Raw genomic sequence first — 20,971 nt, 5'->3', positions numbered from 1 at the left:
GAGTATCGGTATGGAGCTCCGTCACCTTCGCTATTTCTGTGCGGTTGCCGACGAGATGCATGTGACCCGTGCCGCTGAACGGCTTCATCTCGCCCAGCCCGCACTCACGCAGCAGATCAAGGCTCTGGAAGGGGAATTGCAAGTCGAGTTGCTTCGCCGCGTCGGCCGCAGGATCGAACTCACGGAAGCCGGCATCGCCTTTCGACGTGAAGCGGAAGCGATCCTCGATCGGGTGCGCGTCGCCAGCCTGATTGCCCAGGAAACGGCGCGCGGTCAAACCGGGCGGCTGTCCATCGGACTGACCGAATCGTCTGGGTTCGTGCCGGCCGTAACTGCGATTCTGAAACAGGCGCGGGAGCGTTGGCCGCGTGTGGAGACAAGCTTGATTCAGGCGCGCAGCGGCAGCCTCGTCACGGCCCTGATCGAGCGGCGGATCGATGTCGCCTTCGTTCGGCCGCCGGCGCCGCCCGACGCCGCCCTGCAGAGCTGGCCGTTCGTGAGTGAAGCCGTCGTCGCCGTTGTGCCGATTACCCATCGCCTGGCGTCGCAGCGGTCGGTCACGTTCTCCACGCTCGCGCGCGAGGCGTTGATCTGGCCCCAGGCGAGGGACGGAGACGGCCCGTTGCACACGCAGATCGACGCCGCCTTCACCCAACTCGGCCGCGCACCTCGCATTGCCCAGGAAACACCGGAATTCGTCATGGCGGTCAATCTCGTGGCAACGGGGCTGGGGGTGTCCCTGGTTCCGCAAAGCATCGTGGGCCTGCGTGCCGACGCGGTCGTTTATCTGCCTCTACGCTCCACCCCGACCTTCAGCATCAAGATCATATTGCTGGCGCGCACCGCCGATGCCTCGCCAACCGTCGCCAACTTCTTGGCGCTCGCCAGGGAGTACACCGCGGAACACGGTGATAGGCCATCGCCTGTATCGCTCTGAGCATGAATCCGAGCCAGGCCAAGGGTGAATCGTCGGCTTTTGAGCTTACGTCGTCGGAGCATGATCGGGACATGGTGCCATGTATTGATTGCAGGCGTGACGCGGTTGCGAGCCGGCTTCGGTGCGCCGAGCGTCGTTCCAGTGCGTCCGGCCGCTTCCAAACGCAACCATGGCGATCGATGTACTCCTCTTTATGGCAAGCTGTGGCATCGGCTGCTAGATCGTTACGATGAGCGTTCTAGTCACAGAAATCGTTCCAAAAACTGTGCGCGGACGAGCGTTCAGTATAATCCGGGCTCTTGGCTATTCTGCGATGCCTGTCTTTGCATTCGCCTCATGGCAACCCGTTCTGCGAGCATGCCAGTGCAGCTCGTGAAATGGTGGCCGTAGATCGATTGAGACAGCGTAAGAGATCGCGGAGAGCTGCTTCCCTCAATTAAGTGGGCGCGCGGTCGGTTTGACGCCGTTCAGCGCTTGTTGCCAGGTAGATCACCAACGTAGGCATAGGGAGCGCGGTCACGTGCACCGAACTGAGATTGTTCTATAGAGTGAGCGACCCATCCCACTGTTCGTCCCAGTAGCCAAATGAAGTCTTGTGCCTTCAATCCCACGCGGCGGTTGACAAACATCGCCGGCAGCGCGAAATCCGGCTTCAGCCCCTGTACTTCCGCAACAGTTGTAATCGCCATCTTGAGCCGACGAAAAGCCTGATCCCGCGAGCAGACCTTGTCGAGGTGCGCGAGCAGCACCTGCGCCCGTGGATCCTCGCCGGCATACACGTCGTTCCCTCCGAATCCCGGAAACTCTTCCCCTTCACGCAAGCGCCGCACGATGATGCTCTGTGGATCGGGCGCCTCCGTCAACTCGCCGATGAAGCGTGACATCGCATCGAGCCGTCCGAACGCCGAGTAACGCCCCGCCGCGAGCGCGAGCCCGGCTGCCACACTGCGATAAGGAGTCAAGCCGACGCTCGCGGCTGCCCGCACCGCATAGGCGGACGGCGAGAAGCCGTGGTCGGCCGACAGCACCAGGATCCTGCGGACGAGATCGGTCCACTCCTTCGAGAGGGCGAGAGCCTTGCCGATCTGCTCGTGAATCGGTTCGGCGGCGACCTTGGTCCGGCGCAGCAGGATCGCGGTGACCGAGCGGACGAGATCCGCGCCGGTGCTTGCCATGCCGAGCGGCGAGAGATCGAACGAGCGGGGATTGTCCGCTTCGAGTACCGGCAGCAGCACGCTGGCGCGATCCGCGAGGCCGTCATTGTCGAACAGCGCCACGACCTTGCCGAAGCGGCCGGACAGTCGCGGTAGGCGTCGCGTGAACACAGCGTCCTCGTCGGCATTCCACAGCAGGCTGGCGATCGCCTCCAGGCTCGCATTCTCAGCGAGCTCGGCGGCGCTGCTACCGCGGTAGAACAGCCCCTGCTGCGTGATCAGCGTCAGTGCCGACACTGCGCTTATGCCGCTCGCCTCGGTGGCGCGGATTCCGCGTGCGCCTTTTGCGGCGCGAACCGCCAGCACGTCGGCTTTCCAATAGCGCCGCTCCTTGGCGTTCGCCGCCTTCTCCGAGCGGATCCCCTTGCGGCTGACATAGGCATAGAGCGTCGTCCGCGACACGCCGAGATGCTCGGCAGCCTCATCGGCGCTGAAATAGAGGTGGTCGTCCTCCGCCATGCGACCTCACATCGACAAAATCTGTACAGATTGACGGGTAAATCACCCAATCCTAATTTATGAACAAAATAATACATATTGACGATTGACGTCAATATGTGATCGAGGGGGAAACGAAGAGATGGGTGTGTTTGCGTTTCGGGCGCCGCTGCTGCGCGTATCATTGGCGCTGGTGGTGACGGGGTCGACCGCGGCCTTTGCCGAGCAGTTCAAGGTCGGCGATGTCGACGTCACGATCCATGGCGCGGCGAGCGTGGGCGCCGTGGTCCGGACCGACAACCCCGATTTGCAGTTCACCACTATCCCCAACGCGCGGACGCTCGGCGTCAGCTCTGCCGGCAACACCCGGAACAGCGACGACGGCGAGCTCAACTTCAAAAAAGGGTCGCCGGTCTCCACCGCGCTGCAGGGCTGGGTCGCGCTCGAGGCGGCGTATGACGGGTTCGGCTTCTTCGTTCGTGGCAAGGGCTGGCGGGACTTCACGCTCGCCGACCAGTCGGTGCCGTGGGGCAACTATCCGAACGGTTATGTGCCTAACACGCCGCTGTCCGATGCGGGGTTCGCGGACAGGTCGAAGTTCTCCGGCGCCGCGCTGCAGGAAGCTTATGTGTTCGGGCACGTGGCGCTCGGCGATCATCCGCTCGAATTCAAGGTCGGCAACCAGCTCATATCCTGGGGGCTGCGCAGCTCGTTTGCGGGTGGATTGTCGGCGCTCAATCCCATCGATGGCCCGGCGACGCATCGCGCGGGGGCGACCGCCGAGGAAACCCGGATTCCGTTTTCCGCCGCGTCGGCACGCTTCGCGGTGACCCCGAAATTGTCGCTGGAGGGCTTCTGGCAGTTCGGCGCGGCGCGCAACGCCTATGACGGCTGCGGGACCTTCTATCCCTCGGACTACTACGCCCAGGGGTGCAACTATGTGATCGTCGGCGCGCCGTTCATCGTCACGGACCAGGTCGCGCTGAGCGCCGGCGACTGGATCACGCGCGGGGAAACGCCGAAGAACAACGAACTGGGGCAGGGCGGCATCGGTGCGCGCCATGCGCTCGATGGCCTGCGCAGTGAGGTCGGGCTGTTCTATGCCCACTACAACGCACGCAATGCGCTGCCAGAAATCTCGCGCACCTTCCGGCCCTCCGCCGCAAAGCCATTCATTCCGGGCAATCCGGACGGCGGCAATCCGCTCTATCGCACCGTGTACGCGCCTGACATCGACATGCTCGGCGCGACCTGGCAGACCAGGCTCGCCACCAAGACCACGCTGTCCGCCGAATACGTCTACCGCCCGAACTACGCGCTCGGCTTTCCCGCCGGCGAGGAGCTGACCGCGGCGGTTTCGGCGACCGCGCCCAGCCTGTGGCGGCAAGAGCTCAACGCGCTGGCACCGGGCAGCTTCTACACCGGCTATGACCGGCGACAGACCGGCCTGTTGAATCTCTCCGTGGAACAGCAATTCGACCACTTGTTGGGAGCGAAGCTCACGTCCTTCTCAGCCGAGGTCGGCCTGCGCCATGTCTATGACCTGCCCGATCCCACCGTCCGTCGTTACCTGCGGGCAGACACATTCGGCACCGGGCCGGTCAACGGCTACTGCCCGCCGCCGAGTCCCAGCGTGCTCTACACCGGCTGCACGCTGGACGGCTTCGTCAGCAAGAATGCGTGGGGCTTTCGCTTGCGTGGCGCGCTGACCTACGCGGTGCGCCGTGTCGCCGATCTCGATGTCACGCTGTCGGCGAGTTACGGCAAGGACGTATCCGGCTGGTCGTATGACGGCACGTTCAATGAGGGGCGCAACATCGCCTCCATCGCGCTGCGCGCCGAATATCTCAAGAGCTACTACGCCGAGGTGGCCTATCTGCCGATCTGGGGTGGGGCGTTCAACGTGCTGCGCGACCGCTCGGTGTTCGCCGCCAGCATGGGCGCGAGGTTCTAGCATGGCGGCGCTGCGATCACGGCTGCCATGTGTCCGTCGCGTTTCGATAGTCGAAACGCTCGGCATTGACGCTTTTCAACACCGCATCGGGGTGGACAAGCTGTCACCAAGGTCCCGCGGGCATGCGGCCGATCCGCTGTCCCAAGATGACCGACCGGGAGGAAACCATGCAGTCAACTGACGTCTCCGTGCCGACGGGTGGCTCGGCGCGTACCGGCGACCTGCGTCGTCCGTGGTATCGCGAGGTGTCCGCGGACGCGTGGCGCGTGCTGCGGGCTGCTGGGCTCGGCTGGTTGTTCGAGGTGTTCGATCTCTACGTCCTGGCGCTGACCGCGCCAGCGCTGATCATCGCCTTCGACCTCAGCCGTGCCGACGCCGGCCTGCTCACCAGCGTGTCCGCGGGCGGCGCCATCGTCGGCGGCATCGTGTTCGGCTGGGTGGCCGACCGGATCGGCCGTGTCCGCACGCTGTTCCTGTCGATCCTGATCTATTCGCTGTGCACCGGCGCGATCGCGCTGGCGCCCTCGCTCGGCTGGCTCGTGGCGCTGCGCCTCGTCGGCGGGCTCGGCATGGGCGGGGCGTGGACCGCGGGCGCGTCATTGATCGCCGAGACCTGGCATCCCGACCACCGCGGCAAAGGCGGTGCGCTGATGCAGATGGGCTTGCCGCTGGGGTCGATGCTCGCGATCGGTGTGGTCGCCCTGGTGTCGTTGCTGCCCGGCGGGCTGGAGCATGGCGGTTGGCGCTGGGTCTACGGCATCGGCGCGCTGCCGATCGTGGTGCTGGTGCTGTTCGGCCGCAACACGCCGGAATCGCCGGTGTGGCTGCGGCGCAGCGGCGAGAAGCGCCCGGGCGGCAATGTCGGCGCGCTGTTTCGCGGCGAGACCGGGCGGGGCCTGTTGATCGCGTTCGGGTTCATCTTTTTCGTGCAATATGTCTACTGGGCGGTGTTCACCTGGACGCCGACCTTCCTGGTCACGGTGAAGCATTTCGCGTTCATCAAGAGCCTCGGCTTCACGTTGACCCAGCAGCTCGGATCACTAGCGGGCTTCGTCGTGTTCGCGATGCTGGTGGACCAACTGGGGCGCCGTCCGACCTTCGTTCTCTACCTGCTGATCGGTGCGGCCGCGGTGCTCGGGCTCGTCATGTCCTCCGATCCGGACGTGCTGTTGGTGGCGAGCTTCTTCACCGGGTTCGGCATCGGCGGCATCTTCGCCGGCATGGGGCCGTTCACGGCCGAATTGATCCGCTCCACCCACTCCCGCGCGCTGGGCATGGCCATCGCCTACAACGGCGGCCGCATCGGCGGCCTGATCGCGCCCTCGCTGATCGGATGGCTCGCCACCGACGCGCATGGCTTCGAAGCGGGAATGCTGACCACGACATTCGCCTTTGGGCTCGCGATCGTCGTGCTGCTGTTTGCGCCCGAAACCAAGGGAATGACAATCGAATGAGCTACACCATCAACCGCGGGACGCCGCCGCAACGCGCCGACGTCGAGAATTGGCTGTTCGGCCTCGATCTCGTCTCGACGCCGGTCCGCGAACGCATTCTCACCGCATGGGTGAGCGCGTGGACGTCGAGCACCCATGAGAGGCTGGAGGACATGCCGTACTCCAACCTCGCGGCTTATCCGCTGATGCGGCATGTCAACGAGGTCACCCGTGTCGGCGTCCAGCTCGCGCGCAGCGCCACCGAGCAGTGGGGCGATGCCTTCGTGATGGACACCCTGGTGTCGATCCTGATCCTGCACGATGTCGACAAGCCGCTGATGTATGTCCGCGACAACGGCGCCATGGCTCCCTCAGCACTGTCGAAGGAGCTGCCGCACGGCGTCGTCGGCGCCATGCTGCTCAAGGAACTGGATTTCCCGCATCTCGTGATCAGCACAGTCGCGACCCACGCCGCCAACGCGCCGTTCCACGGCCGCAGCCTCGAAGCCTATGTGCTGCACTACGCCGATTTCTTCGCGACCGACCGCACCTGCATCCGCGAGGGCGCGACGCCATTCTATCAGCGGCACTGGCGCTGACGCGCCACGCCGCACCTGCCAAGCTGAAGGAGAGTCGAGAATGAGTGAAGGACCGGCCGCAGGCCTCAAGGTGATCGACGTCGCAACCCTGTTCGCGGGCCCCGTCGCAGCGATGCTGCTCGGCGACTACGGCGCCGACGTGCTGAAGATCGAGCATCCCAAGGGCGACAATTCCCGGACCCATGGTCCCTCGCGCGGCGGCAGCTCGCTGTGGTGGAAGGTCATCGGGCGCAACAAGCGCGCGATCACGCTCTACCTCGGCAGCCCCGAGGGCCAGCACCTGTTCCGCAAGCTCGCCCGCGAAGCGGATGTCATCGTCGAGAATTTTCGGCCCGGCACCCTGGAGAAATGGGGGCTGGGCTACGACGAGCTGGCGGCGGAGAACCCGGGTTTGATCATGCTGCGGGTCACCGCGTTCGGCCAGCACGGGCCTTATGCCCACCGGCCCGGCTTCGGCACCATCGCGGAGGCGATGAGCGGCTTCGCCTCGATCACCGGGCAGCCGGACGGGCCGCCGACCCTGCCGCCGTTCGGGCTCGCCGACGGCATCGCCGGCATCGCCGGCGCGCTCGCGGTGATGATGGCGGTCAACGCCCGACAGCGCACCGGCAAGGGCCAGGTCGTCGACCTTGCCCTGATCGAGCCGATCATGGCGGTGCTGGGCGCCCAGGCGATCACCTACGATCAGGCCGGACTCATCCAGAAGCGCACGGGCAACCGCTCCGACAAGAATGCGCCGCGCAACACCTACAAGACCGCTGACGACAAGTGGGTCGCGCTCTCCACCTCGTCGACCTCGATCGCGGCGCGGACGATGACCCTGGTCGGCTGGCCGGAGGTCGTCAACGAGCCCTGGTTCAGCTCGGCGTCCGGACGCCGTCAACATGTCGACGAACTCGACGGCAAGGTCGCCGAATGGATTCGCGCACGCCCGATGAAGGAGGTGGTGCAGGCGTTCGAGGAGGCCGAGGCGGCGCTGGCGCCGATTTACGACGTCTCGGACATCTTCGAGGATCCGCAGTACCGCGCGCTCGACACCATCACCACCGTGCAGGATCCGGAGCTCGGGCCGGTGCGCATGCAGAACGTGATCTTCCGGATGTCCGGCACTCCCGGGACGATCCGCTGGACCGGGCGTCCGCTCGGCGCGGACAACACCGAGGTGTTCACGCGGGAGCTCGGGCTGAGCGAGGCCGAGATGGCCGAGCTGACGAAAGCGGGCGTGATCTGAGATGACGATCCGCTCCTATCTCTATGCGCCGGGAAACAGGCCGGACCTGCTCGGCAAGGTTCTCGGCAAGGAGGCGGATGCGGTCATCCTCGACCTCGAGGACGCGGTGCCGCCGGCCGAGAAAGCGAAGGCGCGCGGCATCGTCAGCGATTTCCTGGCCTCGGCGACCGGCGCGACGTTGTTGGTGCGCCTCAATAGCGGGGCCGAAGCGCTTGCTGATCTCGACGGGCTGACCGTGCGTGGCCTGCGCGGCGTGCTGCTGCCGAAAGCCGAGGACGCGGAGCTGATCCGCGCCATCGACCGCCTCCTCTCCGCGCGCGAGGAGGCCGCAGCGGTGCCGTCCGGCAGCATCATCGTGCAGCCGCTGATCGAGAGTGTGGCCGGGCTCTATGCCCTCGACGCGATGGCTGCGGCCTCGCCGCGCATCCGGCGCTTCGCGTTCGGGGCTGGGGACTTCGTGCGTGACCTGCGCGCCGAGCCGACCCCGGCGCGGCTCGAGACGCTCTACGCCCGCCAGCATCTCGTCGCGCGCTCGCGCTTCCTGCGCCTGAAGGCGCCGGTGGCGCATGTGTTCATGCCGGTGAGGGACCTCGACGCGCTGCGCCGCGCTTGCCAGGAAGACCGGGCGCTCGGCTTCCACGGGCGGTCCTGCATTCATCCCGCGCAGGTCCCGATCGTGAACGACGTCTTTCAGCATGGCGCCGAGGAGATCGCCCGGGCGCGGACGATCCTTGCGGCCTACGCGGATGCGATGCGCGAGGGGCGGGGTGCCCTCGTGCTCGACGACGGCACGTTCGTCGACGAGGCGATCGCGGCGCGGGCGCGGGACATTCTCGCGGGGGCATGATCGCACGGTCAGCAGAGGAGATCGACATGCATCAGCGCGTGGAGCTTCGCAGACCGCCGCCGGCGGACGATCGGGTCAACATCGCCGGCCGGCTGGAACGCCTGCCGCCGTCGCGCTTTCATGTGCTGGTTTGCGCCGTGATCGGCGCGGCGATGTTCTTCGACAGCTACGACCTCGCGCTCACCGGCCTGGTGACGCCGTTGTTGATGAAGGTTGGCATCATCACAGAGCCGACGCGCGCCTGGCTGATCTCGCTGTCGCTGTTCGCAGCGGCGCTCGGCTCGGCGCTGTCGGGCCTGATCGGCGACCGCTATGGTCGCCGAAGGCTGTTCATCGCCAACATCGCGATTTACGGGATCGCCAGTCCACTCTGCGGCTTTGCGCAGGATTACGCGATGCTGTTGGCATTGCGCATGCTGACGATGTTTGCGCTCGGCATGCAGATCCCGACCGGCTTCGCCTATCTGAACGAAATGACGCCGCGCCTGTCGCGCGGCCGCTTCCAGTCGGTGGTCGCGCTCCTGGTCAACGGCTCGTTGCCGGTGGGCGCCCTGGTCGCCTGGCTGGTGGTGCCGAACTTCGCCGCCGACGAGGGCTGGCGCGTGCTGTTCCTGCTGTCCGTGCTGGTGCTGCCGCTGGCCTTCGCGCCGCGCGCCGTGCTGCCCGAGAGCCCGCGCTGGCTCGCGTCCGTCGGCCGGCTCACCGAGGCAGATCAGCAGGTCGCCGCCATCGAGCGCAGCCTGGAGCAGCACGGTGTCGCCCTCGCGCCGCCCGACGTGCTGCCGCCGCCGGCACGCGATCTCGGTTGGCGCCACCTGTTCAGCGGAGGGATGCGGCCGCGCTTCGTGCTGGCGCTGCTGTTCCAGACTTGTCACCTGTCGGCGGTCTTCATCTTCTCGGGATGGCTGCCGACCATCATCGCGGCCCGCGGCTTCGACACCGCGACGACCTTCGCGCTGTCCGCCGTCACCTTCGCCGGGGGCTTGCTCGGCCCGATGCTGGCGATCGCCCTGTCCGACCGCTTCGAGCGTCGCTACCAATTGGTCGTCGCGTCGCTGCTCGGCGCGGTGATGGGCTTTGTCTACCCGCTGCAGGCGGCACCGTTGTGGCTGGTGTCGATCGGTCTCGCCCTGACGACGACGATCTATTTCATCTCGGCGACGGGGTTTGCGATCTACGTTCCGGAAATCCTGCCGACGGGAGTGCGGCTGCGCGGTATGGGCACGGCGACCCTCGTCGGGCGCGTCAGCTCGGCGCTGACCCCCTTCGCGGTGAGCGCGGCACTGGTGCGCCTCGACAATCCGCTGCTGGTCGTGACCGGCGTCGGGCTGCTCTATGGCGTGCTGGCGATGGCTTTCGCGCTGTTGGGGCCGGACACCGCCGGACGCAGCCTGGAGGCGCTCGAGCACGGCGGCCTTGCCGCCAAGTCGGCCGGTGTGTCGGGACAGGACGGAGCGTCATGATGCGGTCCGGTGCGAACGAACGGGCTGCCACCGACGCCGGCGACAAGGGCTCGCTGATCCGTGGGCTCGAGCTGCTGCGGCTGTTGAACGAGGTCTATCCTTTGCAGGTGCGCCATCTCCATGCGCTCACCGGGCTGCCGAAGCCGACAATCTCGCGGCTGCTCGCGATCCTGTGCGCTACCGGCTATGTGCAGCGCGACGATACCGGCGGCTATCGCCCGTCCTCCAAGGTCAATGCGCTGAGCGCGGGCGTGTCGTCGCAGGCTTGGATCACCGAGGTCGCGGTTCCGGCGATCGATCGCCTGTCGCGCAGCGTGCAGTGGCCATCTGATTTCGCCGTGTTCGAGGGCCACGGCATGGCGATCCGCTACAGCACGCGCGCGACCGCGCCGATCAGCATCACCGCTCCCATCAACACCTCCGATCTGCCGATGCTGGAGAGCGACTTCGGCCGCGCGTACCTCGCCTTCGGATCACGCGAGCAGCGCCGCCGGATCCTCGATGCGCTGGCACACTCCGGCCGGCCTCATGACGACGCGGCGCACGATCCGGAACGGACGGGCGAACTTCTCGACGGCATCCGCGCCCGCGGCTTTGCCACCCGCGGCGACAGCTTCGCGTTCGTCCGCGCGTCGACCATCGCGGTGGCGATCACGGTCGGCGAGCAGTCGGTGGCCGCACTGAACATCGTCTGCAGCACGCGCGTCATCAGCCCGTCGCAGATCCCGGAGCGCTACCTCGCGCCGCTGCAGCAGACCGCGCTGCAGATCGGCCGGGCGCTGTCCTGGGACGGTTATGTCGTCACGCGCGGCAAGTCTGCGCGTGGCAACGCGGTGCCAGCTGCGCCTGCAGCGGCGCGGATCATGCAGCTCGAAGGCAGGAGATGAGAATGAGAAGCCCGATCAACCGCCGGTTCGCGCTCGGCGCCATCGCAGGAACGACGGCTGTGCTGGCGCAGATTGCGCGGTCATCAGCAGCACCGGACGCGGCGCCGGACCTTGCCCAGCAGCTCGCCGCCTATGTCGCCGGCGCCGACGCCAGTACGCTGGACGCAGCGACGATCGAGACCGCCAAGGCGCACTTCATCGATGCCATCGGCTGCGGCATCGCGGCGTTCGGCGAGATGCCGGTGCGCGCCTGCCGGGAAGTCGCGCTGGCGCTGCCCGGCGGACCGTCGACGGTGATCGGGACGGACCGGCGGACGAGCCCGGATCTCGCGGCGTTCGCGAACGGCGTCGCGCTGCGCTACTACGATTTCAACGATGTCTATGTCGGCCGCGAACCGGGGCATCCCAGCGACAACGTCACCGCATGCCTTGCGATCGCCGAGGCCGAGGCGCGCAGCGGCCGCGACCTCTTGCTGTCCATCGTGCTCGCCTATGAGATCGCCTGTCGCCTGATGGATGCCGCCGAGCTGACGCGGCGCGGCTGGGACCATCCGATCTACAGCCTGCCGGCGTCGGCGCTCGCGGCGGGCAAACTGATGGGGCTTGCGCCGGGGCAGCTCGCCCAGGCCATCAACCTCGCCATCAGCGGCCATCTTGCCCTCAACCAGACACGGGTTCAGGTGCTGTCGGACTGGAAGGGTATCGCGGATGCCAACGCGACGCGCAATGGCGTGTTCGCCGCCCTGCTGGCGCGGCGCGGTGTCACCGGGCCGTCGCCGATCTTCGAAGGCAACGCCGGGCTGTTCAAGCAGGTGTCGGGGCCGTTCGAGCTCATCATCGATCAGTTCGGCGGCCGCGGCGGGCGCTTCCGTATCAACGATTGCGGGGTGAAGCTCTATCCCGCGCAGGGCGGCACGCTGACGGCGATCCCGGCTGCCGCCAAGGTCGCGGCTGATATCGGCGATCTCAGCCGGATCAAGGCGATCGAGGTGGCCACTGTCAACTTCACCTACCTGTCCGCGGGCAAGGACCCGGAGAAATGGACGCCCGAGACCAAGGAGACCGCCGACCACAGCCTGCCTTACATCGTGGCGCGCGCCATGCTCGACGGCGACATCACCAACGACAGCTACGCGCTCGCCGCCATCCGCGATCCAGCGGTGCGCAGCCTGATGGCGAAGATCACGGTAAGGCCCGACGACGCGCTGACCGCGCTGACGCCGAAGGCGCTGCCCAACCGGGTGACGGCGACGCTGACCGATGGCCGCACGGTCTCGCACCAGGTCGATGCGCTGCCGGGCTTCATCGGGATGCCGATGCAGCGCAGCGATTTCGAGCAGAAGTTCAAGCGCAACGTCGCGAAGGTGTGGTCCGACGCCCGCCAGCGCCAGGTGCTCGACTATCTGTGGAATCTGGAGCGCCAGGACAAGCTCGACGACCTCTTCGAGTTGCTTGTTATCAACCGCTGAATTCAACGAGCCGCGGCCTGGGTTGTCAGGCGCGCGTGAAACATTTCTGACTTTTCAGGAGACTGAAAGATGTGCGCACTCATTAGGGCTATCCTGAATCTCGGGCCTGTCGCTTGCGGCGTGCTGGCCCTGTCGGGACCTGCTCTGGCTCAGAACGCCCTCAGCAGCCCGGCACCGAGCCAGCGGCGGGACCAGAGCGTCGAACTGGCGATGAAGATCAAGACATCCTTCACGTTGGTGGCGGTGGGCGACATGCTCGAGTTCCAACCATTTTCCAAGAACGCTGATCCAGACGTTCAGTACCTGGTGAAACTGATGCGGAACGCCGATATGACGATCGCCAACAACGAAAACATGATCGTCGATATCGATCAGTATGACTTTTCGCTTGAGGGGGCGACCCACCCGGTAGGCGGGAGCAACTTCGCCGACAAGGCCGTAGCTGATGATTGGGCCAATATGGGCATCCGGATGGTGACCAAGGCCAACAATCATACTTTTGACGGCGGCGAACTTCGTCTCTGGGAGAACTTACGTCAGTTGGAGCGGGTGGGAATCGTGCATGTGGGGGTCGGCAAGACTTTGGCCGAAGCGCGGATGGCGCGCTACGCACAGACGCCAAAGGGGCTGGTTTCTCTCGTCGGCGCTTACGCGATCCCAAGCAATCGCACAGTCGGCTACGGGACCGGCGGGGGCGTGCAATACGTCACGCCCGAGCAGATCGTTCAACTCAAGGCGATAAGGGACTCCATCGTCGCACGCCGGGGAGAGGTCGCAGATCCGATCGAAATTCCGGAGCCCGATCCGGCCGGGGCGGTATCGGTCTTCGGCATCCTGTTCAAGAGCGAGGGCGTGCCGCCGCCATCGATCCATGACGAGGCCGCCGAGGCGCAGCCCCACGCGACGAACATGAAGGCAACGAACAATTCCCTCCGATTGACGGCTTATAACGGTGTTACCGCCGCACAGATGGCTCAGCTCCGCGCGATCGCCGGTGATAAGGGTGGCGGCGAGACCATGACCGCTTGGAAACAGAACTTTCGGATCACGGCAAAGCCGGGTGATTACACCTACGACATGTTCCCGCAAGATGAGGCCGACATTCTGAAGGAATTGCGGACCGGTAAGCAGTTTTCGAGCTTCGCCGTTGCCACCATTCATTGGCACCAGAACCGCTTCGCTTTTCAACATTACTCGTTCGATCACTATCCGGCTGATTTTGAGGTCAAGTTTGCACACGATGCCATTGACCAGGGTGCCGACGCCTTCGTCGGGCACGGTGTCCATACGATCAAGGGGATTGAGATCTATAAGGGCAAGCCGATCTTCTACGGGGTTTCCAACTATGTGTTCCAGTCGCAGATGGTGCCGGCCGAACGCGGTGGCTCTGCGACCGGTTACAGCAGTTCGGCTTTCTCGGCCTCGATGCCGGGCCCAAAGGAGATCGTCGGCCAGGGGCAGCTCAATGAGCTCAGTCAAGGTTGGCTTCAGCGACCGGCCAATCTCGAGGCGCTTCTGACCAGCAGTCGTTACGACGGTGGCCGCCTGGTGGAAGTACGCATCTATCCGGTGGATCTCGGCCAGGGACCGCGCCCGGGCTCCGATCTGGGAACGCCCAGACGACCCTCGCCAGCGGTGGCACGAAAAATCCTGGATGAGGTGATCGCGTATTCCAAACCCTTCGGCACGACAATCTCCATCGAAGACGGCGTTGGTGTGATCCGCCTGTCTGGTGCCGACAAGCCCGGCAGCCACTAGGTGTGAGCTTTCGGGAGGCCGTCCATCCGGTCCCGACCGAGGAAGCTGAGGTTGCTGAAGCCTCGGAGTCCAAGGGGGCCGAAGGGACCACTCATCACATGGACCACCCAAAACAATGCGTCACAGGAGAGGTCGAGCAATGTTCAGTATCTTGACGGACAGACGTCGATTGATGGCCGGGGCGGCATCGGTTGGCGCTGCTCTTGCGTTCACCGGCCATGGCCAGGCGCAGCAGGCCACAAAATCTGCGAATGGCAGGGAAACGCCGCCTCTGGCAGGGAGGCTCGCCGAGTATGTTGACGGGCTCAGCTACGCCGATATCGATGCGGGCACCATCGAAGCTGCGAAGCTCCGCCTGGTGGATACCTTCGGCTGTGCGCTTGCGGCGCTCGATGAGCCGGTCATTGCGAGCTGCTTCCGCATTGCCCAGGCCGCTGGAGGCGGGACGTCTACACTCATCGGCACACGACACCGGACGAGCGCCGAGATGGCAGCCTTCGCGAACGGGGCTGCTCTGCGCTACTACGACCTCAACGACGGCTATGCCTCGAAGGAGGTCGGCCACCCCAGCGATTTCGTTTCGGTGTGTCTCGCGGTCGCTCAATCTGAGCGGCGGTCGATCCGTGATTTCATCGTGTCGGTCGTGGCTGCCTACGAGATCGAATGCCGGTTGTTCGATGCGGTCTCCCTCAATGCCCGCGGCTGGGACAACACGACCTATGGAGTGATCACTGCGGCGCTCGCGGCTGGCAAGCTGATGGGGCTTCCGGTTGAACGCCTGACGCAGGCCGTCAATATCGCACTCGTCGACCATGTCGCCATGAATCAGACGAGAGTCCAGGTGCTCTCGAACTGGAAGGGCCTCGCTGACGCCTCGGCATCGCGCAATGGTGTCTTCGCCGCCATCCTTGCGCGGGAAGGCATCACGGGGCCGAGCCCCATTTTCGAGGGGCGGTTTGGATTGAACAACCTTGTCGCAGGCGAAGAAATCAAGATCGACACGACGACCTTCGGCGGCAAGGGGCGGCCCTTCCGCATCAATGATGTGCTCGTCAAACCCTATCCCGCCCAGGGCCATACCTTGACGGCTGTGGAGGCCGCTATTCGCCTGTCTGGCAAGATCAGGGATCGCGGCGCCATCGAGAAGGTGACGGTTGCAACGACACAATTCGGTTACAAGCAGACGGCAACGGGGCCGGACGTGTGGGCACCGGCGACCAAGGAAACCGCTGACCACAGTATGCCATATATCGTGGCCCGCGCGCTCCTTGATGGGACCATCACCAACGGGAGCTATGCGCCGGAGCGGCTCGCCACGCCGGATGTCCGCGCGCTGATGGCCAGGATCGAGATCGCGGAAGATCCGGCGCTGACGGCACTCTATCCGCGGCAGATTCCCAACCGCGTTTCGGTGACTCTCCGCTCCGGCGAGGCCCTGACCGAACAGGTCGATGACTTGCCGGGATCACCCCGCAGACCGCTCACCCGCGAGGACATCGAGGCGAAGTTCTGGCGCAACGTCGTCGGTCCGCGGACATCGACGGCCGAGGGCAAGGCCTTGATCCGACAGATCTGGTCGCTCGAGCAAGTCGCTGGTGTCGACGAGCTTCTCGCGGCCGTCGCGTCGGTGAGGTTGCCATGACAGAGGGGCGTCAACAAAAAATGAACAGCGATCGGCGACATGACCAGCCAGACACCAGTGTTTCTCGAAATGGTGTAACGTCGTTTAGGCGAAAACGCCGACGGCTGGAATCGTTCTGATATCAACTAAGGAAACTCCGGCTCAGGCGCGAGGGGGCGCGTTCCATGTCCAAATGCAAGGCTCTGCACGATCTCATCGAAGCGCGAGCGGCATTGCCTGTGCCCGGCGTCTATGACGCCTTCAGCGCCCGCCTCGTGGAAGCGGCAGGCTTCAAAGCGTGCCAGGTGAGCGGTTTTGCTGTGGCAGCGGCGGCGCTCGGCTTGCCAGATATCGGCATTCTATCGCTGCGTGATCAGATCAATGTCGTCCAAGCGATCGCAAATGCGGTCAACATTCCGGTCATGGCAGATGGTGATACCGGTTTCGGCAACGCCCTCAACACCTATCACACTGTCCGCCTGCTCGAGGCGGCGGGAGCCGCCGGCGTGAATATCGAGGACCAGACATTCCCGAAGCGCTGCGGCCATATGGACGATAAGTGCGTCGTGCCCATGGAGGAAATGCTACAGAAGGTCCGAGCGGGGGTCGCTGCGCGACGCGATCCCCATTTCGTCATCAACGCGCGCACGGACGCTATCGCGACCGAGGGGATCGCGGCGGCAATCGAGCGGGCGAACGCCTATCTGGAGGCCGGCGCCACTCTCGTCTTCGTCGAGGCGCCTGAAAGCTATGATGATATCGCCCATATCGTCCGCTCCATCCGTGGACCCGTTAGTATCAACATGCTGGGCGCGCCTGGCGGAAAGACGCCCCCGATGACGCTTACCGAGCTCCGCGCCCTCGGTGTCGCGCGGGTGTCCTTCCCGGGTGTGACGCTCGCGAGCGCCGGCGCGGCGATGCACCGGGCGCTGAGCATTCTCGCCGAGTCGGGAGACCTCTCCCGGATCACGAACGAGCTCATGTCCTTCTCCGAGGCGACGGAATTGCTTGGCCTGCCTGCCGATCGGTCGCGCGAACGAGCCTTCGCGTCATGAACCCCACACTGTTTGACCCATCGCGTCGCTGATGGCGCTGTTTGAGGAGCTGGCTTCTCAGTCGAAATCCCTGTTACGCCTCCCATTCGTCCCCTTGCTGTTCTTGCGCGCCAATATCGAGTTGTCCGTGAATAAGCGGCAAAGGCTTGGTTGAGAGCCACTTTTCCGGCGCGAAAGCCGGTTCTGAATCGCAAGGTTTTGCGTTGCGGTCGCGGAACCTTGCGATTTGATTTTAAGATTCCCCTCCTCGGCAAAGCATGATTTCCCTGGCCGCGTCGGGGGGCACGATGCGACCGAAGCAGCGCAGGACATCGGGTGAAAGCTGTTCCGGGCGGCATCGCGAGCGTGATCGTCGAGATCAGCGCGAAGACGACAAGTGAAAGAGCGCCCCAGGATGAAGATCGGAGAATTGTCGCGCCGCACAGCGTCCAGCGTGCGGATGCTGCGCTATTATGAAGAAGGGATTGCAGCCGGCTCGGCGAGACTCCGGTTATCGAGATTATGGCCCGGCCGAAGAACAAATCGTCCGGCGAAGGCAGCGGTGCTGGCCTCAAACTCGCCACGATCCGCACTTTGCTTCCCTGCGTGCTGAACGACCGTCCCGAACTCGAACTCTGCGACGAGGTTTGCGCGACCCTAACGAGTGAAATAGGCGGCATCGAGGGAACGCATTGCCTGTCTGGAATCAAGCAGAGATGTTCTTGCAAGCGATCTCCAGCGAGACACGAAGCGCGCGAGTCAAAAGTGAATCGTAATATTTACCTTTCACGTGCGGTGGATACCGAGCACCATCTGATTGTGGCGCACGAGGTCACGAACAGCGGCTCAGATCGGGCGCAACTGGGCAATATGGCCAGACAGGCGGAGGCCGTTCTCAAGACCGAGACGCTCGAGGAGGTTGCCGATCGCGGCTACTTCAGCAGCCTGGAGCTCCTCGCGTGCCACGAAGCCGGCATCACCGTAACTCTGCCCAAGCCGCAGACGTCGGGTGCCAAGTCGGATGACCGCTTCGGCAAGCAGGACTTCGAGGAGAGGAGGAGGCTGGGAGCATGAGCATCTGCTCGAAGCCGTGCAGCAGCGCCTTGATGCCAACCCACAAGCCGTGCGCCAGCGTCGAGAGACGGTCGAGCATCCGTTCGGGACGATGAAGGCGCGCTTGGGAGCGACACACTTCCTCACCAAAACGCTCCCAAAGGTAGCCGCTGAAATGGCGCTCTCGACCCTGGCCTATAACCTGACACGGGTGATGAACATCGTCGGGATCAAGCCGCTGATCGCCGCGATCGCGGCCTGAGACACCCGCGGCTCCTATCTTCCTGGACCGACGCCCTCTAAGACCGTTTTTACACAGCCAAGACCCTTAGCGGACATCGGCGCCCCCGCAGTCTTAACGTATCGCTCTGTGCTGCACCGGCGCCTCCTGTTCATCTTAAGTCGCGCCGTGGAAGCTTGTACCATTAGCCATGACTCCCAGGCGGATCAGCCGGCTGTCAGCCACCGCCGCAAGCCGATGTTCCATCGCTTCGCGATAGATGGGATCGCGAAGCATTTGTGCAAAGGCGCCAGGGCTCGGGTACTCCGCAATGAAGCAGATGTCCCATCGTTCATCTTCGGGACCAACCATCCCGAGCTCGAAATTACCTCGCCAGGCAATTCGGCCCCCGAGACGGGCGAGCACCGGAGCGCTGATCCGGCCGTAATTCGCATAGGCGTCCGCGCCCGTGGCATCTCGGCCGTCGGGATAGCGAGCGAAGCTGTGTAGGCGGATCAAGTTGAGCATGTGCACCGGTCCCGGTCGATCACTGGCGCGGAAAGCGGCGAAGGTCTCGCGGGAGAAAGTCGTAAATCCCATGGCAATGCTTCCTCGATTACTTGACGGCTGCGTTGAGCGACCAGGAGCCTGGATAGTTTGGCTTGCGGCGCGCCATCCAGGCATCGAGGCCCTCGCGTAGGTCTGCGGTTGGCGCCATTCGGGCGAATTGCTCGCCTTCGACCAGAAGCCCCTCGGCAATGCTCAGATTGACACCGCGTGTCACGGCTCTGAGGATGCTCGCTGCGGCCAGCGGCGAATGCCGAAGTATGCGCTTCGCCAAGTCGCGTGCCGCTGGCAGAAGATCGTCGTGCGCCACGATCTGATTGACGAGGCCGAACTCCGCAGCCCTCTGCGGCGTGAATACATCGCCTGTCAGCAACAGTTCGAGCGCACGTTTGCGTCCGGCAAGTCGGGGCAGTCGCTGCGTTCCACCGAAGGTCGGCGGCATACCGATATTGATTTCCGGTTTGGCGAAGGAGGCGCGTTCGCTGGCGATGGCAAGAGGTACTGCCTCTGTGATTTCGCAACCACCACCGAAGGCGAGCCCGTTGACGGCAGCGATGACGGGCTTTGGGAACGCTTCGAGGCGGGCAGTTAGACGCTGGCCGCGCATGACGAAGTCACGCAGGGCTACGTCAGCGCCGCGTGCCACGCTCTGCGAGAATTCGCGGATGTCGGCGCCGGCCGAGAACGCGCGGTCGCCCGCCCCGGTGAGGATGACCGCGTGAACTGCATCATCGGTCTCGATGGCATCGAGTAATTCCATGAGACGGTCGATGAGCGCGTAGCTCAGCGCATTAAGCTTTTCGGGACGGTTGAGAGTGAGAGTGGCGATTGCGTCGCCGTATTCAGACAACACGAGATCTGTCATGGGACTTCCCTTCTGGTGGGTACCTGACGAGGATGATTATCTTGCTCGCAGCTTGTGTACATTCACTAGTCGGTATACAAGACAGCATGCCCGACGCCCTGAATCCGACACGCAAGCGCATCATCGACGCCGCGACGAAGCTCTTCTATGCGGAAGGCATCGGTCGTGTCAGTGTGGATGCGGTGGCCGAAAAGGCCGGACTGACCAAACGCACGCTCTACTATCATTTCCAAAGCAAAGACGATTTGATCGCCGCCTATCTTGATGCACGGGATCAACCAAATCTGAAGCAAATGGCCGGCTGGTTCGAGTCTGAGGAGGGCGGTCCGGACCGAAAGGTGCAGGCGATCTTCTCCAATTTGGCGCGCGTCGCGCGTCACCCGAAGTGGAAGGGGTGCGGTTTTCTGCGCACCGCCGCCGAGCTCGCTGCTATGCCGGGGCATCCCGCCATCAAGGTTGGAGCGAGGCACAAGGCCAACTTCGAGAGCTGGCTGGCCGATGAGATGGCCAACCGCGGGCTCTTGGAGCCGAAGACGCTTGCTCGCGAAATCGTCCTTCTTATGGATGGCGCGTTCTCCACTATGCTGATTCATCGCAACGCCGATTACGTCGAGGCGGCTGGGCATGCCGCTGCTGTGCTGATTAGATCGCGCGTTCCGCCGGCCGATGCTGCTAATTAGGCGGTTGCTTTCAATCGCGCCCGATCATGTCGCGGAGCTCCGGCGGGAGAGCAGGAGCGCACTGCTCGGTCTTGGGCGCGAGAGTAACATTTCGGACCAACGTGGACGCTTCAGGCTGCGTGGACGTTGATCGTTGTGTGGCCACCGCAACATCGAGCAGAGCTAGAATAATAGCGACGGCCAGGAGCGTCAGACTAGTATCCAGCGATGTGGTCCGTCCTTTCATGTGTGCCTCCGCAAATGCATGCCAGTTCAATGGTGATGTGTATTCAAGCCAGGCCGCGCGAGAAGAGTTCGCCACCCAGCAGCAATAGGCCGGCGAAAAAGATCACGCGAAAAGTTTCGGGACTGACCCGAGCGCAAAGCCAGCCGCCAAACAGCATGCCGGCGAGTGCCGGTACGAGCGCTAACAACGAAGCGCCTGCGACTCCTGTGGGCAGAGCGCCGTGCCAGGTCAAACCTGCTGCCAGCGGCAACGTGGAGACGTTGAAGGACAAGCCAAGCGCTTGAACCAGATCATCTCGCTCCAGTCCGAGAGAGCCGAGACATGGAACGGCGGGAATGACGAAAACGCCCGTCGCGCATCGGCGCTTAACCGCCGACCCACGCGCATTCAACGCCCGCGCTGCGCCGAGGATACTTCCATGTTCCGACGCTGCTACGACGTAACAGATATGGCACAGTTCGAAAGTCAACTTGAA

17 protein-coding genes and 1 pseudogene are annotated in these 20,971 nt (G+C 64.2%); 14 read left to right on the top strand and 4 right to left on the bottom strand.

Going from position 1 to position 20,971, the window contains the following annotated elements:
* Positions 1 to 937: LysR family transcriptional regulator (locus AC629_RS07185; protein ID WP_143198966.1), on the top strand; the 937-nt coding region annotated here is incomplete at its 5' end.
* A gap of 467 nt (positions 938 to 1,404) precedes the next feature.
* Here the strand turns inward: AC629_RS07185 and AC629_RS07180 are convergent.
* Positions 1,405 to 2,610, bottom strand: a complete 1,206-nt coding sequence (locus AC629_RS07180) for a citrate synthase (RefSeq protein WP_084804033.1) — start codon at positions 2,608 to 2,610, stop codon at positions 1,405 to 1,407.
* Between the two features lie 121 nt (positions 2,611 to 2,731).
* On the opposite strand from AC629_RS07180, the gene AC629_RS07175 reads away from it, so the two are divergent.
* The 12 genes and pseudogenes from AC629_RS07175 to AC629_RS48375 form a co-directional block, all read left to right on the top strand.
* Positions 2,732 to 4,543: a DUF1302 domain-containing protein gene (locus AC629_RS07175; protein ID WP_084804032.1), complete on the top strand. Its 1,812-nt coding sequence runs from the start codon at positions 2,732 to 2,734 to the stop codon at positions 4,541 to 4,543.
* 167 nt (positions 4,544 to 4,710) lie between these two features.
* Positions 4,711 to 5,997: an MFS transporter gene (locus AC629_RS07170; protein ID WP_084804037.1), complete on the top strand. Its 1,287-nt coding sequence runs from the start codon at positions 4,711 to 4,713 to the stop codon at positions 5,995 to 5,997.
* Positions 5,994 to 6,575 carry an HD domain-containing protein gene (locus tag AC629_RS07165; protein ID WP_084804031.1) on the top strand — a complete coding sequence of 194 codons (582 nt, stop codon included), beginning with the start codon at positions 5,994 to 5,996 and terminating at the stop codon, positions 6,573 to 6,575. The genes AC629_RS07170 and AC629_RS07165 overlap by 4 nt, the downstream gene beginning before the upstream one ends.
* 40 nt (positions 6,576 to 6,615) lie before the next feature.
* A complete protein-coding gene (locus AC629_RS07160) occupies positions 6,616 to 7,806 on the top strand; it encodes a CaiB/BaiF CoA transferase family protein (RefSeq protein WP_084804030.1) in 1,191 nt (396 codons plus the stop codon).
* Position 7,807: 1 nt separating this feature from the next.
* Positions 7,808 to 8,653 carry an HpcH/HpaI aldolase/citrate lyase family protein gene (locus AC629_RS07155; RefSeq protein ID WP_084804029.1) on the top strand — a complete coding sequence of 282 codons (846 nt, stop codon included), beginning with the start codon at positions 7,808 to 7,810 and terminating at the stop codon, positions 8,651 to 8,653.
* Between the two features lie 26 nt (positions 8,654 to 8,679).
* Positions 8,680 to 10,116, top strand: a complete 1,437-nt coding sequence (locus AC629_RS07150; protein ID WP_168195415.1) for an MFS transporter — start codon at positions 8,680 to 8,682, stop codon at positions 10,114 to 10,116.
* Entirely contained in the window at positions 10,113 to 11,003 is an 891-nt protein-coding gene (locus AC629_RS07145; RefSeq protein WP_084804027.1) for a helix-turn-helix domain-containing protein, read from the top strand. Before AC629_RS07150 ends, AC629_RS07145 begins: the two co-directional genes overlap by 4 nt.
* A 2-nt stretch (positions 11,004 to 11,005) precedes the next feature.
* Complete coding sequence (locus AC629_RS07140) at positions 11,006 to 12,472, top strand: MmgE/PrpD family protein (RefSeq protein WP_143198965.1); 1,467 nt, start codon at positions 11,006 to 11,008, stop codon at positions 12,470 to 12,472.
* A gap of 69 nt (positions 12,473 to 12,541) precedes the next feature.
* Positions 12,542 to 14,230, top strand: coding sequence for a CapA family protein (locus tag AC629_RS07135; RefSeq protein ID WP_084804025.1), 1,689 nt, complete (start codon positions 12,542 to 12,544; stop codon positions 14,228 to 14,230).
* A 139-nt stretch (positions 14,231 to 14,369) separates the two neighbouring features.
* Positions 14,370 to 15,872: an MmgE/PrpD family protein gene (locus AC629_RS07130; RefSeq protein WP_084804024.1), complete on the top strand. Its 1,503-nt coding sequence runs from the start codon at positions 14,370 to 14,372 to the stop codon at positions 15,870 to 15,872.
* A 164-nt stretch (positions 15,873 to 16,036) separates the two neighbouring features.
* Entirely contained in the window at positions 16,037 to 16,906 is an 870-nt protein-coding gene (locus AC629_RS07125; RefSeq protein ID WP_084804023.1) for an isocitrate lyase/PEP mutase family protein, read from the top strand.
* A 771-nt stretch (positions 16,907 to 17,677) separates the two neighbouring features.
* Positions 17,678 to 18,200, top strand: a pseudogene (locus AC629_RS48375) (transposase); the annotation flags it as partial.
* Positions 18,201 to 18,335: 135 nt separating this feature from the next.
* On the opposite strand, the gene AC629_RS07105 reads toward AC629_RS48375, so the two are convergent.
* Together AC629_RS07105 and AC629_RS07100 are read right to left on the bottom strand one after the other, a co-directional pair.
* Complete coding sequence (locus tag AC629_RS07105) at positions 18,336 to 18,758, bottom strand: DUF1330 domain-containing protein (RefSeq protein ID WP_084804020.1); 423 nt, start codon at positions 18,756 to 18,758, stop codon at positions 18,336 to 18,338.
* 16 nt (positions 18,759 to 18,774) lie between these two features.
* Positions 18,775 to 19,590, bottom strand: coding sequence for a crotonase/enoyl-CoA hydratase family protein (locus AC629_RS07100; protein WP_084804019.1), 816 nt, complete (start codon positions 19,588 to 19,590; stop codon positions 18,775 to 18,777).
* Between the two features lie 86 nt (positions 19,591 to 19,676).
* On the opposite strand from AC629_RS07100, the gene AC629_RS07095 reads away from it, so the two are divergent.
* Positions 19,677 to 20,270 (top strand): TetR/AcrR family transcriptional regulator, encoded by a 594-nt coding sequence (locus tag AC629_RS07095; protein WP_084804018.1) that lies wholly within the window; start codon positions 19,677 to 19,679, stop codon positions 20,268 to 20,270.
* 269 nt (positions 20,271 to 20,539) lie between these two features.
* Here the strand turns inward: AC629_RS07095 and AC629_RS07085 are convergent, their stop codons facing one another.
* Entirely contained in the window at positions 20,540 to 20,965 is a 426-nt protein-coding gene (locus AC629_RS07085) for a TSUP family transporter (protein ID WP_084804016.1), read from the bottom strand.
* Positions 20,966 to 20,971: the final 6 nt, after the last annotated feature.

It is taken from the genome of Bradyrhizobium sp. NAS80.1 (assembly GCF_001908205.1).
Lineage (GTDB): Bacteria > Pseudomonadota > Alphaproteobacteria > Rhizobiales > Xanthobacteraceae > Bradyrhizobium.
This window is presented reverse-complemented; position numbering and strand designations above follow the sequence as displayed.